This is a genomic window from bacterium, from assembly GCA_028820935.1.
Taxonomy (GTDB): domain Bacteria; phylum Actinomycetota; class Acidimicrobiia; order Spongiisociales; family Spongiisociaceae; genus Spongiisocius.
Genome location: JAPPHZ010000029.1, coordinates 138,860 through 156,689 on the forward strand (window position 1 = coordinate 138,860; position 17,830 = coordinate 156,689).

The following is a 17,830-nucleotide window of genomic DNA, read 5'->3' on the forward strand; positions in this document are numbered from 1 at the left end:
GAGGACACAAGGCACATGTCAATCTTGAGGACGAGGGCGGTCCGGCACGCGTGGTTGGTCGGGTTGGTGGTGCTCGCGCTGGTGGTGGCGGCCTGCGCCGAGGAGGAGGACGGCGGCCGTTCCGCCGACGATCCGATCCGGATAGCGATGGTGGGGCCCAGCGCCTCGAACGACCTGGCCTTCACCCAGAGCATGGTCGACTCGCTGAACCGTCTCGGCGAGGACTACAACATCGAGGTCGACATCACCGACGGCACGTTCGTTATCGAGGATGCCGCCGTCGCCATCCGCGGGTATGCGGAGGACGGGTTCGACATCGTCCTGGCCCACGGCTCCCAGTTCGGCGGTTCGCTGTCGGAGATCGCCCCGGACTACCCCGACACCGTCTTCGCCTGGGGCACGAGCCGTGACACGTTCGGCCTCACCAACGTGTACTCGTACAGCGTCCAGTCTGATGAGGGTGGTTTCATCAACGGGACCATCGCGGCGCACATGACCGAGTCGAACATCATCGGTGTGGTCGGCCCGATCGAAGTCGGGGACATCAAGCTCTATATCGACGGCTTCGTTGCCGGTGTCAAGTCGGTCGACCCGTCGATCACGGTCAACGTCAACTACATCGACTCCTTCAGCGACGTCGCGCTGGCGGCCGAGGCGGCCCAAGCCCATGTGGAGGCCGGCGCCGACGTGATGACCGGTGTCTCCCAGATGGTCGTCGGTGCGACCGGAGTCGCCAGGGAGCACGGGGTTCTGTGGTTCGGTTCGCAGACCGACCAGGTGCCGCTTGGCGAGGACATAGTGGTTGCGTCCCAGATCTACCGCTGGGACTATCAGCTCAGCCAGATCGTCGAAGACCTACTGAACGATGAGGTCAGCGGGCGCGTCATAACGGCCGACTTCTCCAACGGTGGGCTGACCATGGCCTACAACCCGGGTATGCCTCTCGCCGACGATGTCCAGGCTGCAGCGGATGCGGTGGAGGACGGCCTCAAGGACGGTTCGCTCTCGACCGGGGTCGAGTAGCCACCGGATGGCTACAGACCTGATCAACCAGGGTCGGTGAATACTGCCGCGAGCAGTGCCCCGGTTGGCTTTCCTGCCGGGCACACATCCGACGCTCAGGCTGTCGGTAGGAGGTTCTGCTGACGCTGAACTGGAGACATGTCCTCGCCCGGCTCGCCGGACCCGGCCTGCTCATCGGCGCCGTTCTGGCGGCGGGTCTCATCGGAGCGGTCATGCTGGCGGTGCTGGGAGCCAACCCCCTGACCGGCTACGCGGCCCTGCTCGACGGCGCCTTCGGAGGGGCGAAGAACCTGGCCAACAGCTCCCTCAAGGCCATGCCCCTCCTGCTGGTCGGGGTGGGTATCACAATCGCGTTCCGGGCCGGTGTGATCAACATCGGGGGAGAGGGCCAGATCATCGCGGGAGCGATTCTCTCGACATTGTTCGTGCTGGGTTTCCCGGATGTGCCCCGCTTCGTGCTCTTGCCTCTCACGTTCCTCGTCGGTGCCCTGGGAGGCGCGATCTGGGGTGGCATGGCCGGCGCCCTGAAGTCCTACGCGCGCGTCAACGAGATCCTGAGCACGATCATGCTCAACATCATCGCCGTCCAGATTCTCAACCTCCTGTTGCGTGGTCCCCTCATGGACCCGGGCGAGATCGAGAAAGGCTCTCGCATCCCCCACACGGAACGCCTGAGCGGGAACGCCGACCTCCCCATCCTGCCCGGTGGGACCCGGCTTCACCTGGGCGTCCTGGTAGCAGTGCTGATGGCCGTAGCGTGCTATTTCCTCCTGTTCCGCACCACCCAGGGGCTCCGGCTCCGGGCGGTCGGTCACAACCCGTTCGCGTCCCGATATGCCGGGATGTCGGTCAAACGGAATGTCGTCCTGGCGTTCATGTACAGCGGGGCGATGTGCGGCATGGCGGGGGTGACGCTGGTCTTCGGAAGCGAAGGGCACCGGCTTGCTACCGATGGCGGCGCCACCACCTTCACGGGCGCGGCCGGATTCAACGGTATCGTCGCAGCTCTGTTCGGGGGCTTGCATCCTCTCTGGACGATCCCGGCATCCTTCCTGTTCGGAGCCCTACTGGTGGGCGCCAACGCCATGCAGAGAGCCGTCCAGGTCCCGGCCGCCCTGATACTCGCCCTGAACGGCCTGGTCGTCGTCTTCGTGGTGGGGAGCATGTACGCCCGAGCACGGCTGGCCAGGACTGCTTCCGAGTCGAGGGAGCAAGATGCGGGAGGCGACAGCCGATCCCCGGGACGGAGCGGGGACCCTGAACCCAGGAATCCTCCGTGAGCGACTTCCTTACGGTCTCGGTCTTGCTGGCCACACTCGCCTCCGGGATACGGCTGGCCACCCCTTTCCTGCTGGCGGCGCTGGGCGAGACCCTGGGGCAGCGCAGCGGTGTCCTGAACCTCGGAGTCGAGGGTGTCATGCTCCTCGGGGCCTACGGGGCCTACTACGCGACCCTCCGAACCGACAGCGTCCTGCTCGGGATCGTGGTCGGGCTGGTGGTCGGAGGCGTCATGGGCATCGTGTACGGGGTCGTGACACTGGCTCTCAAGGCCGAGCAGGGCATAAGTGGCATCGGCATATTCATTTTCGGCCTCGGCCTGAGCGATCTCCTGTTCCAGAAACAGGTCGGAACCCCTACCCCCATCGACGGATTGGGGGATGTGGCGGTACCCCTGCTCGGTGACCTTCCGTGGGTGGGAGAGGTTCTCTTCCATCAGAACGTGCTCGTGTATGCGGCGTTCCTCCTGGTTCCCGCAATGTGGTTCGTCATCCACCGGACCCCGTTCGGGCTGAACGTCAGGGCCGTGGGGGAGACGCCCGAAGCGGCCGACAGCCTGGGTGTCAGCGTGGACGGGACCCGCTACGTCACCATCGTCGTCGGTAACGCCTTCGCCGGGCTGGCCGGCGCTGCCCTTGCCCTCGAGCTCGGCATCTTCCAGCAGAACCTGACCAACGGCCACGGGTTCATCGCCATTGCTCTCGTCTACTTCGGAGCGTGGCGTCCGGCGGGGGTGATGGCCGGTTCCCTCGTCTTCGGTCTGGTGTCGGCCACCGTACTGCAATGGAAAACCCTGGGAATCGTGGTGGGCACCACCGCGAGCATCGTCGGAATGTTCCCGGCCGTGCTCACCATTCTGGTACTGGTGCTCGTCTCCCGCCGTACCGGCCAGCCGTCTGCGCTCACCCGACCTTTCGAGCGGGGGCACTAGGAATGGGACCGACCACGGCCGGTTCGCCGCTCCTCGAGTTGGAGGGGATCACCAAGCGGTTCCCCGGTGTACTGGCCAACGACCGGGTCGACTTCGATGTCCGGCCGGGTGAGGTCCACACACTCTTGGGCGAGAACGGAGCGGGCAAGAGCACCTTGATGAATGTTCTGTACGGGCTGTATCACGCCGACGAGGGCGAGATAAGGCTCCGAGGGGAGCCGGTGATGATCGAGTCGCCGTCCGATGCCATCGAGTTAGGCATCGGGATGATCCACCAGCACTTCATGCTGGTACCCACGCTCACCGTGGCGGAGAACGTCGCCTTGGGGCTCCCTTCCGGGCGGCGTCTGCTGCAGGATCTCAGTCCGGTCCAGCAACGCATCCGGGAGCTGTCCGAGATCTACGGGTTGCAGGTCGATCCCGACGCCTACATATGGCAGCTGGCCGTCGGCGAGCGCCAGCGGGTGGAGATCATGAAGGCCATCTACCGGGATGTCTCGCTCCTGATACTCGACGAACCGACCTCGGTGCTCACCCCCGCCGAAGTCGAGGACCTCTTCGTGACGCTGCGCCAGATGACCGACGGTGGTCGCGGGCTGGTGTTCATCTCCCACAAGCTGCACGAGGTCATGAGTCTGTCCGACCGGATAACCGTGCTGAGAGGCGGTCGGGTCACGGGCCGGACGGTTCCCTCGGAGACCAGCCGGGAACAACTCGCCCACATGATGGTGGGTCGGGAGGTGAGGCTGGCGCCGCGGCGGAGCGAGTCCGAAGTCGCGGATGCGCGTCTCACGATCAGCGCCCTGGAGGTTCTAGGAGACCGCGGTACTCCGGCGGTGACCGGATTCGACCTGGAGGTTCGCAGCGGCGAGGTGGTGGGAATCGCGGGGGTCTCCGGCAACGGGCAGCGCGAGCTGGCCGAGGCGCTGGCCGGTCTGCGTCCGGTCAACTCGGGGACCGTCGTCATGAACGGAGTCGACACCACCGCCAAGACACCCAAGGAGATCCGCCGGCTCGGAGTCTCCTACATCCCCGAGGAGAGGATGCGGGACGGCGCCATCGGCGAGTTCAGCGTCGCCGAGAACCTCATCCTCACCAGCCATGATCTGGCGCCGACCAGCCGGCGCGGATTCCTCAACTTCAAGGAGATCGAGACCGGATGCTCCGACCTGGTCCGGCGGTTCACGGTGAAGACACCTTCGCTGGAGACGCCCACCTCCAACCTGTCGGGAGGCAACATCCAGAAGCTGATCATCGCCCGGGAGCTATCCGGAGAACCCGAGGTCCTCATCGCCTCCCAACCCACCCGAGGGGTCGATATCGGGGCGGCCGAGTACATCCACACTGTTCTGATGGACCAGCGGGCCGGGGGGATCGCCATCCTGCTCATCTCGGAGGATCTCGACGAAGTGATCGGCCTCTCGGACCGGATAGCCGTGATGTTCGAGGGCCGGATCATGGGCACTCTCGATCAGGAGGAGGCAACCGTCCAGCGCCTTGGTCTCCTGATGGCAGGGGTGTCCGAAGGAGAGGAGTGAGCCAGGCAGACGGCGTGACGGATCAGCTACGGAACGGTTCGGGAGCGTATTGGCGGCCGGGCCTGTAGGGCTCTCCTCCTTCCGACCGGTCGCGACAACTCATGTCACTGTCGGGCGGTCGCCATCCCGGGCAACCAGCACTCCGGGGTTGAGGATTCCCTTCGGGTCCAGGTGTGTCTTGGCACGGGCCAGCACGTCGCCGAACAGCGGGGGTCTCTGCCGCTCGTACCACGGCTGGTGATCGCGGCCGATGGCGTGGTGGTGGGTGATGGTGCCGCCGTTGTCTATCACCGCGTCGGAGACGGCGCGCTTGATCTCCCACCACTGCTGCAGCATCGAGTCCGGATCTGCGGCGCAGTGGAAAGCGAAGTAGGGGGCGGGACCGTCCGGATAAGCATGGCTGAACCGGCATGACACGGCGCCCTCCCGGCCGGTCGCCTCGCGGATGGCCTCGTGGGTGGCCCTCCGGACGTTGCGGTAGAACGACTCGAAGCGGTCCCAGGTGATGGCCGATTCGAACGTGTCCGAGATGATGCCGAGCGGCGTGAGGACCTCCCGGTTGTAGGGCATCCTGATGAAGGCCTCACGCCAGGCGCCCGCCGCCCCCTTCAGGTGGGCGTTCGGATCGGTGCGCCAGTCGGCATCCGCCACGCCGCCCTCGCCCAGGGCGCACTCCTCCGCGAGGTCCATCCATGCCTCGACGGGACGGTCGGCCGACTCGAACGAGACCACCATGAGCGTGAACGAACCGTCACCGGCCCCGTTCACCGCCAGTTCCACCCCGTCCACGATCCTCACGTTGGCCGGGAACAGGCCGGCCTGCGCGATCGCCCGCACCGCCCCGGCGGCCTGGAGGAAGTCGGGGAAGCGGAACCCTGCCGTTGCCTTGAACCGCACCCGCCCCTGGACCCTCACCCAGGCCTCGGTGATGACCCCGAGCGATCCCTCGGAGCCGATGGCCAGCCGGTCGGGGCTAGGACCCGCGCCCGATCCCGGCAGCCGCCGCGACTGCATCCGCCCCGCAGGCGTGACCATCGTGACGTTCTCCACCAGGTCGTCGATGTGGGTATACAGGGTTGCGAAGTGGCCTCCCGACCGGGTGGCGATCCAGCCTCCCAGGGTGGAGTGCTGGAAGGACTGGGGGAAGTGACGGAGGGTCACGCCGTGCGGTTTGAGGGCGGCCTCGAGCTCGGGTCCGCGCGCTCCGCCCTGGATGCGCGCCGCTCGCGACACCGTGTCCACCTCCAGGACCCGGTTCATGCGGCTCATGTCCAGGGTGACGACCCCGGCGAACCCCTCCGCTACGTCCGGCGTCACCCCTCCCACGACCGACGACCCGCCTCCGAACGGAATCAGGGCTGCCCCCCTCTCACCCGCCCACTCCAGCAGGGCCGCCACGTCGGCCTCGTTCCGGGGGTATGCGATCACATCGGGAGCATGGGCGAAGTTCCGAGAGAAGATCCGGATCGAGTCGGGCTGGGATTGCCCGAAGCTATGAAGCACCCGCTCGTACGCCTCTTGGGTGCATAGGTGAGCGAGGCCGGCCGGCGGCGCCAGGCGGGGCTGGGGGAGCGATATGTCGTCGAGCCCGGGTATCGCCCGTGTGCTGGATCCGTCTATCCCGTACTCGACGGCGAGTGTGGTGAGCAGAGCGTCCCGATCGGGCGCAGAAAGCTCGTCCCCCTCGTATCCCCATCCCCAAAACTTGAGCCGTTTGGCCATCCGGACTCGTCGACTCCCCGCCATTGCACACCGATGAAACAGTCACACTACCCACCGGGCATGCGGTCCCCATTGCCTGAATGCGTGACCGGTGGTGGCGGGGATCTGTCCCACGGTCTCGGTATGGTCAATCCCCAATGGTCACCACGTCGACAAGTCACATGTGAAGGAGGAACGGAGTTGAAGGATCAGACGGTGATGGCAGTTCGGGGGGACATCACGAAGGCATCCGTCGATGTGATCGTCAACGCGGCCAACGAGTACCTCCGCCACGGTGGCGGGCTGGCCGCCGCTCTGGCCGCGGCAGGCGGTGAGGAGTTCGTGGAGGACTCCGACCGATGGGTGTCCGAGCACGGCCCGGTCCCGTCCGGTGAGGCGGCGGTCACTGTCGGCGGTCGGTTGCAAGCTCCCTGGGTCGTGCATGTCGTAGGGCCTCGCTACCGGGAGGGCCAGGACAACCCGGCCCTCCTTCGGCAGGCGGTGCGGGCGGCCCTGGATGCCTCGGCCCGGGTCGAGGCAGAGACCGTGGCCATGCCGGCCATCTCCACCGGCGTGTTCGGCTATCCGCTGGAGGCCGCCACGAGGGTGATCGCCTCCGAATGCGTCCGGTGGGTGCGGGAACATCCCGGCGCCCTGCGAGAGGTCCGGTTGGTGGGCTATGACCGCCGGACCACGGATGCGCTCCGGCACGGGCTGGACAGCGCGATCGCCGAGGGACCGTCAGGAGAGGGCGGCTCTGGATGAAGGTCTGCCGGCTGACCGAACTCATCGCCCGCGCCTCCTGGAGGGAGGCGGTCACGTATCGGGACACATGGCCCCACGAGTACGTACTCTCCGAGAAGGACGGGCAGCAGGAGTTGCTGGAGGCGGTCTGCGAGCGATTCCGCGTCGGGGAGGGCGTGGCGGGCCGCTTCTTCCGCATGGACAACACCTATCTGTTCATCGGCGACCACAAGTACTGGCTGATGACCCACTGGGACAGGATCGAGCCGGGAGTCAACTACGTGCTGAACCGTGCTCCCCTCTACCGCGACCGCAGGGACTTCGTGATCCGGCCCGGAGACACGGGAAGACCCGGGGACTACCCGTCCGATCCCGCGTTTCGCCGCTGACGCTCTCCCATCCGGATGGTCACGGGGTCCGGCTAGTAGGCGCGGACGTCGGCGATCTTGCCGTTCCGGAACGTGTAGATGTACACCTCCTGGGCATCCAGCGGCTCTCCGACCGACCTTCCGGCAAACGGCCGCCTGGCTGTCCCGCGGGCGATCACCTCCAACGCGATCACATCGCCGTCTCCGTAGATGCCGATGATGTCGTTGCTGAAACCGTCAAGCGCGTCGAAGGCGTCCTCGATCCATTCACCGACTGCGCGGTTCCCCTTCAGACGGCGCCCGAAACGGATGATTTCCACCTCGACGTCGTCCGTGTAGTAGGAGGCGAACCGGTCGATGTCGCCTTCGTTGAGCGCCCCGACCATGTCCGCCACCACGGCCCGGTTGCCTGTCTCCTCCCGGTAGTTCACCCGACCGGCTCCATGTCGAACGCCTCGAGATGGTGGGCCGGAAGTAGCTGGGTGCCGGCCTCGTCGCGTATACGCACCACGCTGTTGTAGGCGGCGAACAGGTCGGTGTGGCCCCCTGGGGGGATCACCTCGTACTTGGCGGTTTTCAGTATCTCCGGGTCGGGGAAATAGTTCTCCCATATCGTGCAGAGTCCGGCGATCACGTAGCGCCCCCGCGGGGTCTCCACCGCGATCGACTGGCCGCCCGGCGTGTGGCCGGGGGTGAACAGCACGTCGAGTCCCGGAACCAGTTGCTGGTCGCCTTCGGTCATTTCGAGCCCCCCTACGGCCATCTCCTCGTAGCGGTAGTCGGGTGCGAAACCCGAGGCGATGAAGGGATGGGGCGGGAGCGCTTCCCACTCCTTGCGCTGCACTATGACCTTGGTGTCAGGGAAAAGGGGCAGGTTCATGCAATGGTCCCAGTCGAGGTGGGTGAGGACGATGAAGTCGATGTCATCGGTATCGAGCCCGCGGTCGGCCAGCAGATCGTCCAGAGGACGGATGTTGATCACGTCAGCGAATTCCTCGCCGGCGTGCCGGAGCCTGGACTCTCCCGGGGGCTTTATGTGGTTGGCATACTCCTCGGCGCTACAGCCCACATCTACCAGGACGTTGAGGCCCCGTTCCGCGTCCTGGATGAGCCACGAGACGTAGGGGAGATCGATTTTCTCCCCGAAGTTGTGGAGGAAGGTGAAGCGGGACTTCTCGCGCTGCGGCCCGTAGGCCATTACCAGGGGGGTGATCGTGAACGACATCTGCCTCACTCCGGTGGGGGGACTCGGGCGTTGTACGTGTAGGCCGGGGTCAGCGGTCTCAGAGCCCACTCCCGGTAGAAGTCCAGAACGTAGGGCTCCACGTCGGTCGCTAGTTGGGCCTCTCGGCGGCCCTGCTCGGTCGACACCCATAGCCTCTCGCGGCCGGCCTCGGCGAAGTCGGCCAGGATCCGGTCCTCGTCCACCGTGGTGAACCGTCCTTCGTCGAGAACGATCCGGCCGGCGATCATCACCGTCTCCACGTCGGAACCGGATGCCCTGTCCAGAAGTACATCCAGGATCGGTATCGATCCGTACTTGGGCTGGGGCCACACCAGGCGTTCCTTGGTGACCACGAGGAGGTCTGCTTCCTTGCCCTCGGCAAGCGACCCCAGTGCCGCCTCCTGGCGGATGGCCCTGGCACCGCTCGAAGCTGCCCGGCGCAGTACCTCCAGCGAGTCCATGCGCCCGATTTCCAACTCCCCGGGGGTCCGTTGCAGGTACAGGGCGAGACGCAATTCCTGGAAGAAGTCCTCGATGTCGGAGAAGGAGATCGAGTCGGTCCCGAACGCCAGTGCGGCGCCCGAGTCGAGGATGTCACGGGCTCGGGCTATCCCGGTGCTGAGGCGCAGGTTCGACCCGGGATTGTTCACCGCAACGGCGCCGGTGTCGGCCAGGATCCGGATGTCCTCATCGGTCGCCCAGACAAAGTGAGCGCAACTCACGTCGGGCCCCAGAACCCCGATGTCGGCGAGCCTGCGCATCGCGGTCTTACCGTAGGTCTCCAGGTTGAACAGCATCTCCGACCGGGTCTCGAGGGCGTGGGTCGTGATACCCGTGTCGTACTCGTCCGCGAGCCGACGGTTCAGACGGTACAGATCGTCGGAGCACGCAGGTGTCCAGTCGGGCGCCAGGATCACCCGGAGCCGTCCGTCGTGACCGTCCCACTCGGCGTGGACCCGGCGGTAGGCGGCCACCACGTCATCGGTGGGCCAGGCGTAGCCCATGGTCGATTCCCGCACCTGGCGGGCCAGTTCGTCCGGAAGGGAGGCGAGGAAGGCCTCGTCGGGGGCATGAACGTAGATGTTCTCGTCCCGGGTGACCATGCCGAGGGCGACCCGCATCCCGATGGTGCGGTAGGCGTCCAGGATAGGGGGATTGCCGAAGTCGCGCAGCGAAGGGTTGCCGTAGTTGAAGTCGACCGCGCCCGTCTGCCCACCTCTGATAGCCCGCATCAGCCCCACCAGGATGATCGTCCGGCTGTCGTCGTCGCTCATGGCGCGGCGGAAGATGCGGGTGTTCATCCGCTCGAAGACGTACTGGAACAGGCCGGGTGATCCGGCGCCCATCGAATGGAAGTGGCCGTTGATGAAACCCGGCATGACGACATGTCCCGGCGAGCCGACCACCCGGTCGAACGGACCTCTGCCCTCCAGCTCCGCCCGCGGTCCCACGGCGGTGACGTTGCGGCCCTCGACGACCAGGGCGCCATCGGCGATGACGTCCCGGTCTCCTCCGGCCAGTGCGACGACCGGATCCCCGGTGACGAGCAGGCGGCTCATTGAGTCATCCGAGCGGCCACTGTTCTCGGTTGTAGGCCATGTCCCAGAAGCTGTACTCGTAGTTGGTGCTGATGATGAAGTTGTCCAGCATCTGGCTGCGCCGTTCGTCCGACAGCCCCTCGGAGTACTTGTCCACGAACTCCAGGTAGTGCGCCACCAACTCGTTGTGTTCCTCGCTGCTGTAGAACTCCCACCATTCCGCGGACGCGCCCCGCAGAGGGGCGCCACGGAGTTGGATACCGATCTCGTCGTAGGTCCATGGACATGGCAGGAACGAGCCCAGGTACTCGACCGGGTCCTTGGTCCATACCAGGTTGAGGATGTGTTGGGTGTAGGCATGACAGGTCGGCGCGACCCGGGCGCCGGGCTGGCCGCCCACCCGGCGTAGCATGTCCTCCTGGTGGTGCATCTCGTCGACCACCATTGCGGTCCGGCTGAGGAAGAAGTCGCGAATCTCGTTGTTGTGGGCCTTGGCCGTGGCGATCGAGCGGCACTTCACCACGTTGTTGATGTAGTGGGTGTTCTGCTCGAAGTAGAACGCCAGCCGCTCGTCGGAGAGGGTTCCGGCCGCCAGATCCTTCAAGAAGGGATGCTCGTAGATCCTCTCCCACATGTCCTTGGTCTGCTCGTACATGTAGCTGGTCCAACTCATGGGTGCTCCTTCGTTGTCGTTCCGGGGATGGTTACGGGGATCACCCCCTACCGTTCTCGGACGGGATCCGGTACACGCGCTCGGCGTTGCCCCCGAGGACGAGGTCGATCTCCTGGCGGCTCAGGCGGAACCCGAGTTGTTTCGCCCATTCAGGCAGCATCCGGACCACGTCCACCCATTCCTTCAGCGTCATCGAGACCTCGACGTTCGTCATGTCGCTGCCGAACAGCAGCCGGTCGATGCCGATCCGGTCCCTGATCCAGACGAAGGTCCGCACCAGGTCGTCGACGCTTGCCCAGTGCTGCCAGAGGCTGATCTCGAGGTGGACGTTGGTCTTGTAGATCGCCACGCTCATGGCTTCCTTCGCCCAGGTCTCGAAGCGGGCTCCGTGGCCCAGCACGAACCTCACCTCCGGAAAGTCCGCCGCCGCCGAGTCCACGTACATGGGGTGGCCGTACTTGCTCTTGAGGCGCCCGCCGGAGTGGCCCTGGTGGAGGAGGACCGGGACGTCGTAGGTGCGGCACACCTCGTAGAGTGGATGGACGATCTCGTCGTCGGGGTAGAAGCCGGCGGTGGGGTACAGCTTGAGGCCCAGAAAGCCCCAGTCGACGATCGCCTTCTCCAGGAACTTGGCGGCGCCGGGCCGGCGGGGATCGACCCCGCAGAACGAGAAGATGCGCCCGGGCCACATCCGGGTGAGCTCGTAGTAGCCCTCGTTCTTCTCCTCGAAGGGCACCACGCCTTCGTCTCCGGTGAGTAGTCCCCGGTCCATCGGCATGGTCACCGATACGTCCACGCCCGCCTCGTCCATCCGGGCGATGGTCCGGACGCCGTCGGGGTCCCAGCTGGCGTCCACCGACTCCCGGTAACGGGCCTCGGCGTCCTCGAGGTCCATGTCGAACCACCGGACCTGGTTCACCCAGGAACTCGGCATGGCCTTCTGGGACTCCGGGCTCCAGGAAGGGTCCCGGAAGACATGTATGTGAGCGTCCACGACCCGGCTCATCGGGTTCCTCCCGGCTGTCTCCTCCGGCGATAGCCGTCCATCGACGGGATGGCCTCCAGCAGCCTCCTCGTGTAGCCGTCTCGGGGATCCTCGAACACCTGCTCGGTGGGGCCCTCCTCCACGATCCGGCCGTCGAACATGACCATCACCCGCTTGCTGAGCTGCCGAACCACCCCCAGATCATGGCTGATGAGCACGTACGACATGCCCATCTCCCGCTGCAGGTCGATGAGCAGCTGCATCACCTGGCCGCGTACCGACACGTCGAGCGAGGAGGTGGGCTCGTCGAGGAAGACCAGCTTCGGGTGGGTGGCGATAGCCCGCCCGATTCCGACCCGTTGGCGCTGTCCTCCGCTGAGTTGACCGGGGTAGCGGTCGAGGTGGAAGCCACGGAGACCCACCATGGTCATGATGTCGTTGGCCCTTTCCTCCTGGTCCCCGTCCGACATCTTCAGATGTAGCTTCAAGGGTTCGGTGACGATATCGCGCACCGTCATGCGGGGATTGAGCGACGAGTTGGGATCCTGGAAGACCATCTGCATGTTCCGGTAGAGGCGGCGCACTTTGGCCCTCGGGGTCTGGTCCACCCGGATGCCATCGAAGTCGACCTCACCTGAGGTCGGGTCTACGAGCCTGAGGATGCTGCGGGCCGTGGTCGTCTTGCCGGAGCCGCTCTCACCGACCAACCCGACACTCTCGCCTATCCCGACCTGGAGGTCGATGTTGTCGACCGCGACGATGGTCTGGCGGCGGGGCCAGAAACCGCGGTGGAAGTGCTTCGTGAGGCCTCGTACGGTGAGAAGGCTGGCGCCGTAGCCGGATGTCACTCCGGCTCTCCCTCCGCTCCGGCGCCCTTGGTGATGTGGAGGGGTCCCGGCATTGAGTGATAGCGCTCGGCGAAGTGGCACATCGAGACATGGCCAGGCTCCACTTCGACCACCGGGGGAACGGTCCGGCACACGTCCGCAGCTGACGGGCAGCGATCCTGGAAGAAGCATCCCTGCGGCAGGTTGCGGAGATCGGGCGGGGCGCCGGGGATGCTGTACAGGTCACCGACCCCTCCCTCCACGCTCTCCGTGGAGCGGAGGAGTTCACGGGTGTAGGGATTCGCCGGTCTCTCGAAGACCTGGCTGATGTCACCGAACTCCATGGTCCGACCGGCATACATGACCGCCACGTTGTCGCAGAGTTCGCCGACCACACCCAGGTCGTGCGTGATCAGCAGCACCGTGAGGCCCATCGACTCGACCAGATCGCGGAGCATCGAGATGATCTCGGCCTGGACGGTCACATCGAGCCCGGTGGTCGGCTCGTCCAGGATCAGGAGGGTGGGGGGATGGATCACGGCCAGCGCAACCATGACCCGCTGCGCCATACCGCCGCTCAGTTCGTGTGCATACTGGCGGATGGTGCGGTCCGGGTCGGTGATCTTGACCCGCTCCAGGATCCGGAGGACCGCCTGCCTGGCTTCGTCCTTGGTGGCGTCCGTGTGGGTCCGTAGGGCACGACCGAGTTGCTCCCCGACAGTGAACACCGGGTTCAGGGCGGCCTTGGGGTCCTGGAATGCGATACCCACCCCGTCGCCGCGGAAGAGTTCCATCCGGTCCTCCGACCAGGAGAGAACATCCTCACCCCGGAAGAGCACCCGGCCGGACACGTAGCGGAAGTTCTCGGGCATGAGCCTGGGGATGTTGAGGGCGGTCATGGTCTTCCCCGAGCCGGTCTCTCCCACCAGACCGGTCACCTTTCCTTCCTCGATCACCACGTTGACGCTGTTGATAGCTCGGACATCACCGCCGATGGTGTCGAAGTAACCCTCGAGGTTTTGGATCTCTACCAGGGCGGCCATCAGGGCTTCGCCGCTCTCACTTGCGGGACCTCGGGTCCATCACGTCGCGGACACCGTCTCCGAGCAGGTAGAACCCGGTCGTGAGGGTGAGGACGAACAATCCGGGGAACACCGACACCCACCACTCGCCGGTGATGATCTCCGTCTGGCCGCGGGCGATCATAGATCCCCACTCGGCGGTGCCCGGTTCGATGCCGATACCCAGGAATCCCAGGGCGGCGGTAACCAGCACCACCCACGCCGCATTGACCGAGGCGTAAGCCAATACGGGCGAGAGGCTGTTGGGCAACAGGTGGCGGAAGGCCACCCGTGTAGCCGATCCACCCACCATGCGGGCCGCCTCGGCGAACTCCCACGTGCGTTTGGTGAGGATCTCGGCCCGTACCAGACGGGCGTAGTAGGGCATGCCGATGAAAGCCATCACCACCACGACGTTGAGTTCACCGGGCCCGATCGCGACGACCACCATCATCGCCAGCAGCAACGTCGGGATCGACTGAAGGATCTCGAGGAGGCGCAGGAGGATGAGGTCCACTATCCCGGCGTAGTAGCCGGCGATGGTACCGAGAGCCACCCCGGCCACCAGGGCTGACACCACCGCCGACGCGGTGATCCGCAGATCGAGCGCGGTGGCCTCGATCGTCTTGGAGAAAACGTCCGAGCCCACCTTGTCGGTGCCGAACCAATGCTCGGCGCTGACACCGGTCAACGGATCCCCCACCAGTACCGCACTCGGGTCGTGGGTGGTGATGAACCTGGCGAATAGCGCGATCAGGATGAAGATTCCCACAAGGATGGTTCCGGCCGTCAGGCTCTTGCTCTGGCCGAACACGTACCTGATCTTCCCCCACCTGCTGCGTCCCGGCGCGATGACGTCGAGCGAACCGCCTTCCGGAGCATGGTCGGCTGTCATATCGATCACGACTTCCTCCTCATCTCGTCCTCGGGTCGATCAGCATGTAAACGATGTCCACCAGGAAGAACGCCACGATGTAGGTGACCGACGCCACCACGACGAAGCCCTGGAGGGCGGTGAAATCCGACTTGAGGATGGCATCGAGCCCATACTTGCCCATTCCGGGCCAGTTGAAGACCGCTTCCACCAGCACGGCGCCGGTGAAGACGAAACCCACGATCGTTCCGATCATGGTGACGATCGGGAGCAGGGCGTTCTTCAGGGCGTAACGGAAGTAGATGACCTGCTTGCGGATGCCCAACGCCTTGGGCGTACGGATGTACTCGGAGCGCATCACCTCCACCATCGAGGCGCGAGCCACCCTCGTTATGGGGGCCACGATGACCACGCCGAGCGTCAAGCCGGGGAGTATGAGGTGGCGAACGGACTCCCACCAGAGCGTCAAGTCCCCCCGAATGAGGCTGTCGAGCGTATACAGCCCGGTGATCTTCTCGGGCGCCTCCGCACCGAGGGGCAGCCGGCCTACCGGCCCGGGCAGCCAGCCGAGGATGACGAAGAAGATCAGGATGAGCACCAGACCGAGCCAGAAGGACGGAAGCGCCATCCCGATGAGGGTGATGCCTCGCACCGAGAAGTCCAAGGGACCGTCGCGCCTCGCCCCTGCCAGCACGCCCAAGGGGACGCCGATCAAGATGGCAAAGGTGAGGGACACCAGGGCAAGCTCCACGGTCGCGGGAAGCCGGTCCCACAAGTCGCTCGTGACGGGCCGGCCGGTGATGGTCGATTCACCCAGGTCGCCTTGGGCCAGGTCGGCCAGGAAGACCCCGTATTGCTCAGGGATCGACTTGTCCAGGCCCAACTCGACTCTGATCTTGTGGCGGAGTTCCTCGTCGGCCTGCGGGGGAATGTACAGCGCTACCGGGTCGGGCGCGAACACCCTCGCCACCAGGAAGGTGAGCGTCACGACGCCGAAGACTACCGGCGCTACCAGCAGGAGCCGGGTGAACAGTTGGCGGGACAGCCCGGAGTCCATCCCCGACCAGTCCTACAACGGGTCGCCCGGCCAGAGCCTGAGGGTTGCGACCGCGGCGTGATGGATCAACGCGCCGCGGTCACATGACCGGAGAGCCGCTCGGATCACCCGGACGGCCTCAACAGGTACTGGCGCAGATGCGGGTCGGCAGTGAAGGCCACACCGGTGATCTCCGGATGCACGGCGCCGGGGAATCCGCGCACCGCAAGCATGATCATCGGGAGGTCGCGAGCCGCGATCCTCTGGGCCTCACGGTACGCCTCGGCCCGCGCTTCGAAGTCCGGGTTGAACCGGTTTTCGAAGTGCAACTTGTCGATCTCGATATTCGAGTAGTGGGTTGCGTTCGAGAATCCGCCCACACCGACCGGCCCCGGGAACCCGCGGGTTACCAGCCAGAGACCGACATTCGGATCGGCGTCGTCCAGCCAGATCAGCCCGCTGCGCATCTGGATGCCGGCCATCAACGTGTCATCGTCGTACCGGGCCGTTGTCTGCTCCTGGTATTCAGTCGTCGGTAGTGGCCGGAGAGCGACGTCGATCCCCACCTGCGAGAGGCTGGCCTGGAGGAACAGGGCGATGTCCTCCCACTCCTGCCGCTCTTGGGTGTAGAACAGCTCGGTGGAGAACCCGTCCGGGTAACCGGCCTCCGCCAGCAACTGGCGGGCCCTGTCAAGGTCGGTGTCGTAGTCCCACGCCGGTATGTACGAGGGCGATGCCGGATTGACGATCGAATAGGAGCGGGTCGCGTTGGTGAACGCGTTCTCCACGATCGTGTCGTAGGGCACCGCGTGCGCGATCGCCTGGCGCACTGCCAGGTTGTCGAACGGCGGTGTGGTCAGCGGGAGGTCGAGGCGCCAGATATCGGGGATCTCGGCGTTGACGATGGTGAAGCCGGCCTCACCGAGGGCATTGAGCTCCCTGGTACCCAGAGCGAAGGCCACGTCCACCTCCCCCCCGAGCATTAGTGCCGTGATGTCCGCCGGGCTGCTGAGCGTCCGGTAGATCACCCGGTCGAAACCGTTGTAGGCCTCGCCGAGCTGGTTCTGGTCCCCCTCGGTCCAATGGCCCGGGACACGGCGCAGGATCATCTCGGTGCCGGGCGTCGCCGACTCGATCACGTACGGGCCCGACCCCTCGGGGTTCTCCTTGACCCACTCGTGACCCCAGGGATCCTCGTCCGTGGCGCGGGCCTGTAACTCGACCGAGTCCACGATCCCGAAGATCGGGAACCTCATGCTCGGCAGCGAAGCCTTGAGAAGGAACGGGGTCCCGTCGGCCAACTCGTAGTCGAAACGGATCGTGTAGTCATCTATGACCGTGACCTGGCGAGACGGCTCGAAGATACCGGCCAGGTTGGAGTTGAACGTTCCGAAGCCCGGAACCTCGATCGCTCGCACGAAGGAGTACCGGATGTCGTGGGCAGTCAGGGGGTTACCGGTCTTGTTGAACGTCACGCCCTGGCGGATCGTGAACGTCACCGATCCTCCGTCGATCTCCCAGCTCTCGGCCAGGCCCGGCGCCACGCCGAGGCCGTCCCACACGAAGGTGCCATCCTCGCGCTCGGTGAGCGAGTAGGTGAGGAGCCGGTCGTAAAGGCCTACGCCGGCCTCACGGTTGAAGTTGAGGAGGCTGTCCGGTGGATCGAGACTGTTGGGGTACCCGGTCCAGGCGATCACCACCGTCTCGGCGTCCTGCACGCGGTCCGGAGCCCGCATCACATCACCTTCATCGATCTGAGGCGGTTGGGTGGTAGGTGGTGTGGTGGTTGTCGCCTCTGCCGTCGTCGAAGCTTCTGTGTCAGCGGTCGTAGGCGCCGCGGTGGTGGTGGGTGCGGCTGTAGTGGTGGGTGCGGCTGTGGTGGCGGGTGCGGCTGTGGTCGCCGGCTCGTCGTCACCGCACGCGGCAGCCACGATTGCAAGAACCGCCATCAGTATGAATGGGTAGTAGAACCGCTTGCGAGTCATTGTGCCTCCCTTTAGGGCGATTCGATGCTCAGCCCTCAGCCAT

The 17,830-nt window shown here is 65.5% G+C and carries 17 protein-coding genes; 6 read left to right on the top strand and 11 right to left on the bottom strand.

Annotation, left to right across the window (positions count from 1 at the left end; all coding sequences use genetic code 11):
- Nucleotides 1-15: 15 nt before the first annotated feature.
- From OXM57_06755 to OXM57_06770, 4 genes are all read left to right on the top strand, one after another.
- Nucleotides 16-1,023, top strand: a complete 1,008-nt coding sequence (locus tag OXM57_06755; GenBank protein ID MDE0352374.1) for a BMP family protein — start codon at nt 16-18, stop codon at nt 1,021-1,023.
- A 212-nt stretch (nt 1,024-1,235) separates the two neighbouring features.
- On the top strand, nt 1,236-2,303 hold the full coding sequence (locus OXM57_06760) for an ABC transporter permease (GenBank protein ID MDE0352375.1): 1,068 nt from the start codon (nt 1,236-1,238) through the stop codon (nt 2,301-2,303).
- A complete protein-coding gene (locus OXM57_06765) occupies nt 2,300-3,232 on the top strand; it encodes an ABC transporter permease (GenBank protein MDE0352376.1) in 933 nt (310 codons plus the stop codon). The genes OXM57_06760 and OXM57_06765 overlap by 4 nt, the downstream gene beginning before the upstream one ends.
- A gap of 2 nt (nt 3,233-3,234) precedes the next feature.
- A complete protein-coding gene (locus OXM57_06770; GenBank protein MDE0352377.1) occupies nt 3,235-4,770 on the top strand; it encodes an ABC transporter ATP-binding protein in 1,536 nt (511 codons plus the stop codon).
- Between the two features lie 99 nt (nt 4,771-4,869).
- On the opposite strand, the gene OXM57_06775 is transcribed toward OXM57_06770, so the two are convergent.
- Nucleotides 4,870-6,492: an FAD-binding oxidoreductase gene (locus tag OXM57_06775; GenBank protein ID MDE0352378.1), complete on the bottom strand. Its 1,623-nt coding sequence runs from the start codon at nt 6,490-6,492 to the stop codon at nt 4,870-4,872.
- 180 nt (nt 6,493-6,672) lie between these two features.
- Here OXM57_06775 and OXM57_06780 point away from each other — a divergent pair, with 180 nt between their 5' ends.
- Entirely contained in the window at nt 6,673-7,236 is a 564-nt protein-coding gene (locus OXM57_06780) for a macro domain-containing protein (GenBank protein ID MDE0352379.1), read from the top strand.
- A complete protein-coding gene (locus OXM57_06785; protein MDE0352380.1) occupies nt 7,233-7,604 on the top strand; it encodes a hypothetical protein in 372 nt (123 codons plus the stop codon). Before OXM57_06780 ends, OXM57_06785 begins: the two co-directional genes overlap by 4 nt.
- Before the next feature lie 32 nt (nt 7,605-7,636).
- Here OXM57_06785 and OXM57_06790 read toward each other — a convergent pair whose 3' ends face one another.
- From OXM57_06790 to OXM57_06835, 10 genes are all read right to left on the bottom strand, one after another.
- Complete coding sequence (locus OXM57_06790) at nt 7,637-8,014, bottom strand: nuclear transport factor 2 family protein (protein ID MDE0352381.1); 378 nt, start codon at nt 8,012-8,014, stop codon at nt 7,637-7,639.
- On the bottom strand, nt 8,011-8,808 hold the full coding sequence (locus tag OXM57_06795; protein MDE0352382.1) for an N-acyl homoserine lactonase family protein: 798 nt from the start codon (nt 8,806-8,808) through the stop codon (nt 8,011-8,013). The genes OXM57_06790 and OXM57_06795 overlap by 4 nt, the downstream gene beginning before the upstream one ends.
- A gap of 5 nt (nt 8,809-8,813) precedes the next feature.
- The gene (locus OXM57_06800; protein MDE0352383.1) at nt 8,814-10,367 is read right to left on the bottom strand and encodes an amidohydrolase family protein; all 1,554 of its coding nucleotides are present in this window, start codon (nt 10,365-10,367) and stop codon (nt 8,814-8,816) included.
- Nucleotides 10,368-10,371: 4 nt separating this feature from the next.
- Entirely contained in the window at nt 10,372-11,019 is a 648-nt protein-coding gene (locus OXM57_06805) for a hypothetical protein (protein MDE0352384.1), read from the bottom strand.
- 40 nt (nt 11,020-11,059) lie between these two features.
- Entirely contained in the window at nt 11,060-12,025 is a 966-nt protein-coding gene (locus OXM57_06810; protein ID MDE0352385.1) for an amidohydrolase family protein, read from the bottom strand.
- Complete coding sequence (locus OXM57_06815) at nt 12,022-12,852, bottom strand: ATP-binding cassette domain-containing protein (protein MDE0352386.1); 831 nt, start codon at nt 12,850-12,852, stop codon at nt 12,022-12,024. Before OXM57_06815 ends, OXM57_06810 begins: the two co-directional genes overlap by 4 nt.
- A complete protein-coding gene (locus OXM57_06820) occupies nt 12,849-13,874 on the bottom strand; it encodes an ABC transporter ATP-binding protein (protein ID MDE0352387.1) in 1,026 nt (341 codons plus the stop codon). The genes OXM57_06815 and OXM57_06820 overlap by 4 nt, the downstream gene beginning before the upstream one ends.
- Nucleotides 13,875-13,890: 16 nt before the next feature.
- Nucleotides 13,891-14,787, bottom strand: a complete 897-nt coding sequence (locus OXM57_06825; protein MDE0352388.1) for an ABC transporter permease — start codon at nt 14,785-14,787, stop codon at nt 13,891-13,893.
- A gap of 19 nt (nt 14,788-14,806) precedes the next feature.
- The gene (locus OXM57_06830) at nt 14,807-15,823 is read right to left on the bottom strand and encodes an ABC transporter permease (protein MDE0352389.1); all 1,017 of its coding nucleotides are present in this window, start codon (nt 15,821-15,823) and stop codon (nt 14,807-14,809) included.
- Between the two features lie 104 nt (nt 15,824-15,927).
- Nucleotides 15,928-17,787, bottom strand: coding sequence for an ABC transporter substrate-binding protein (locus tag OXM57_06835; protein MDE0352390.1), 1,860 nt, complete (start codon nt 17,785-17,787; stop codon nt 15,928-15,930).
- Between the last annotated feature and the right edge of the window lie 43 nt (nt 17,788-17,830).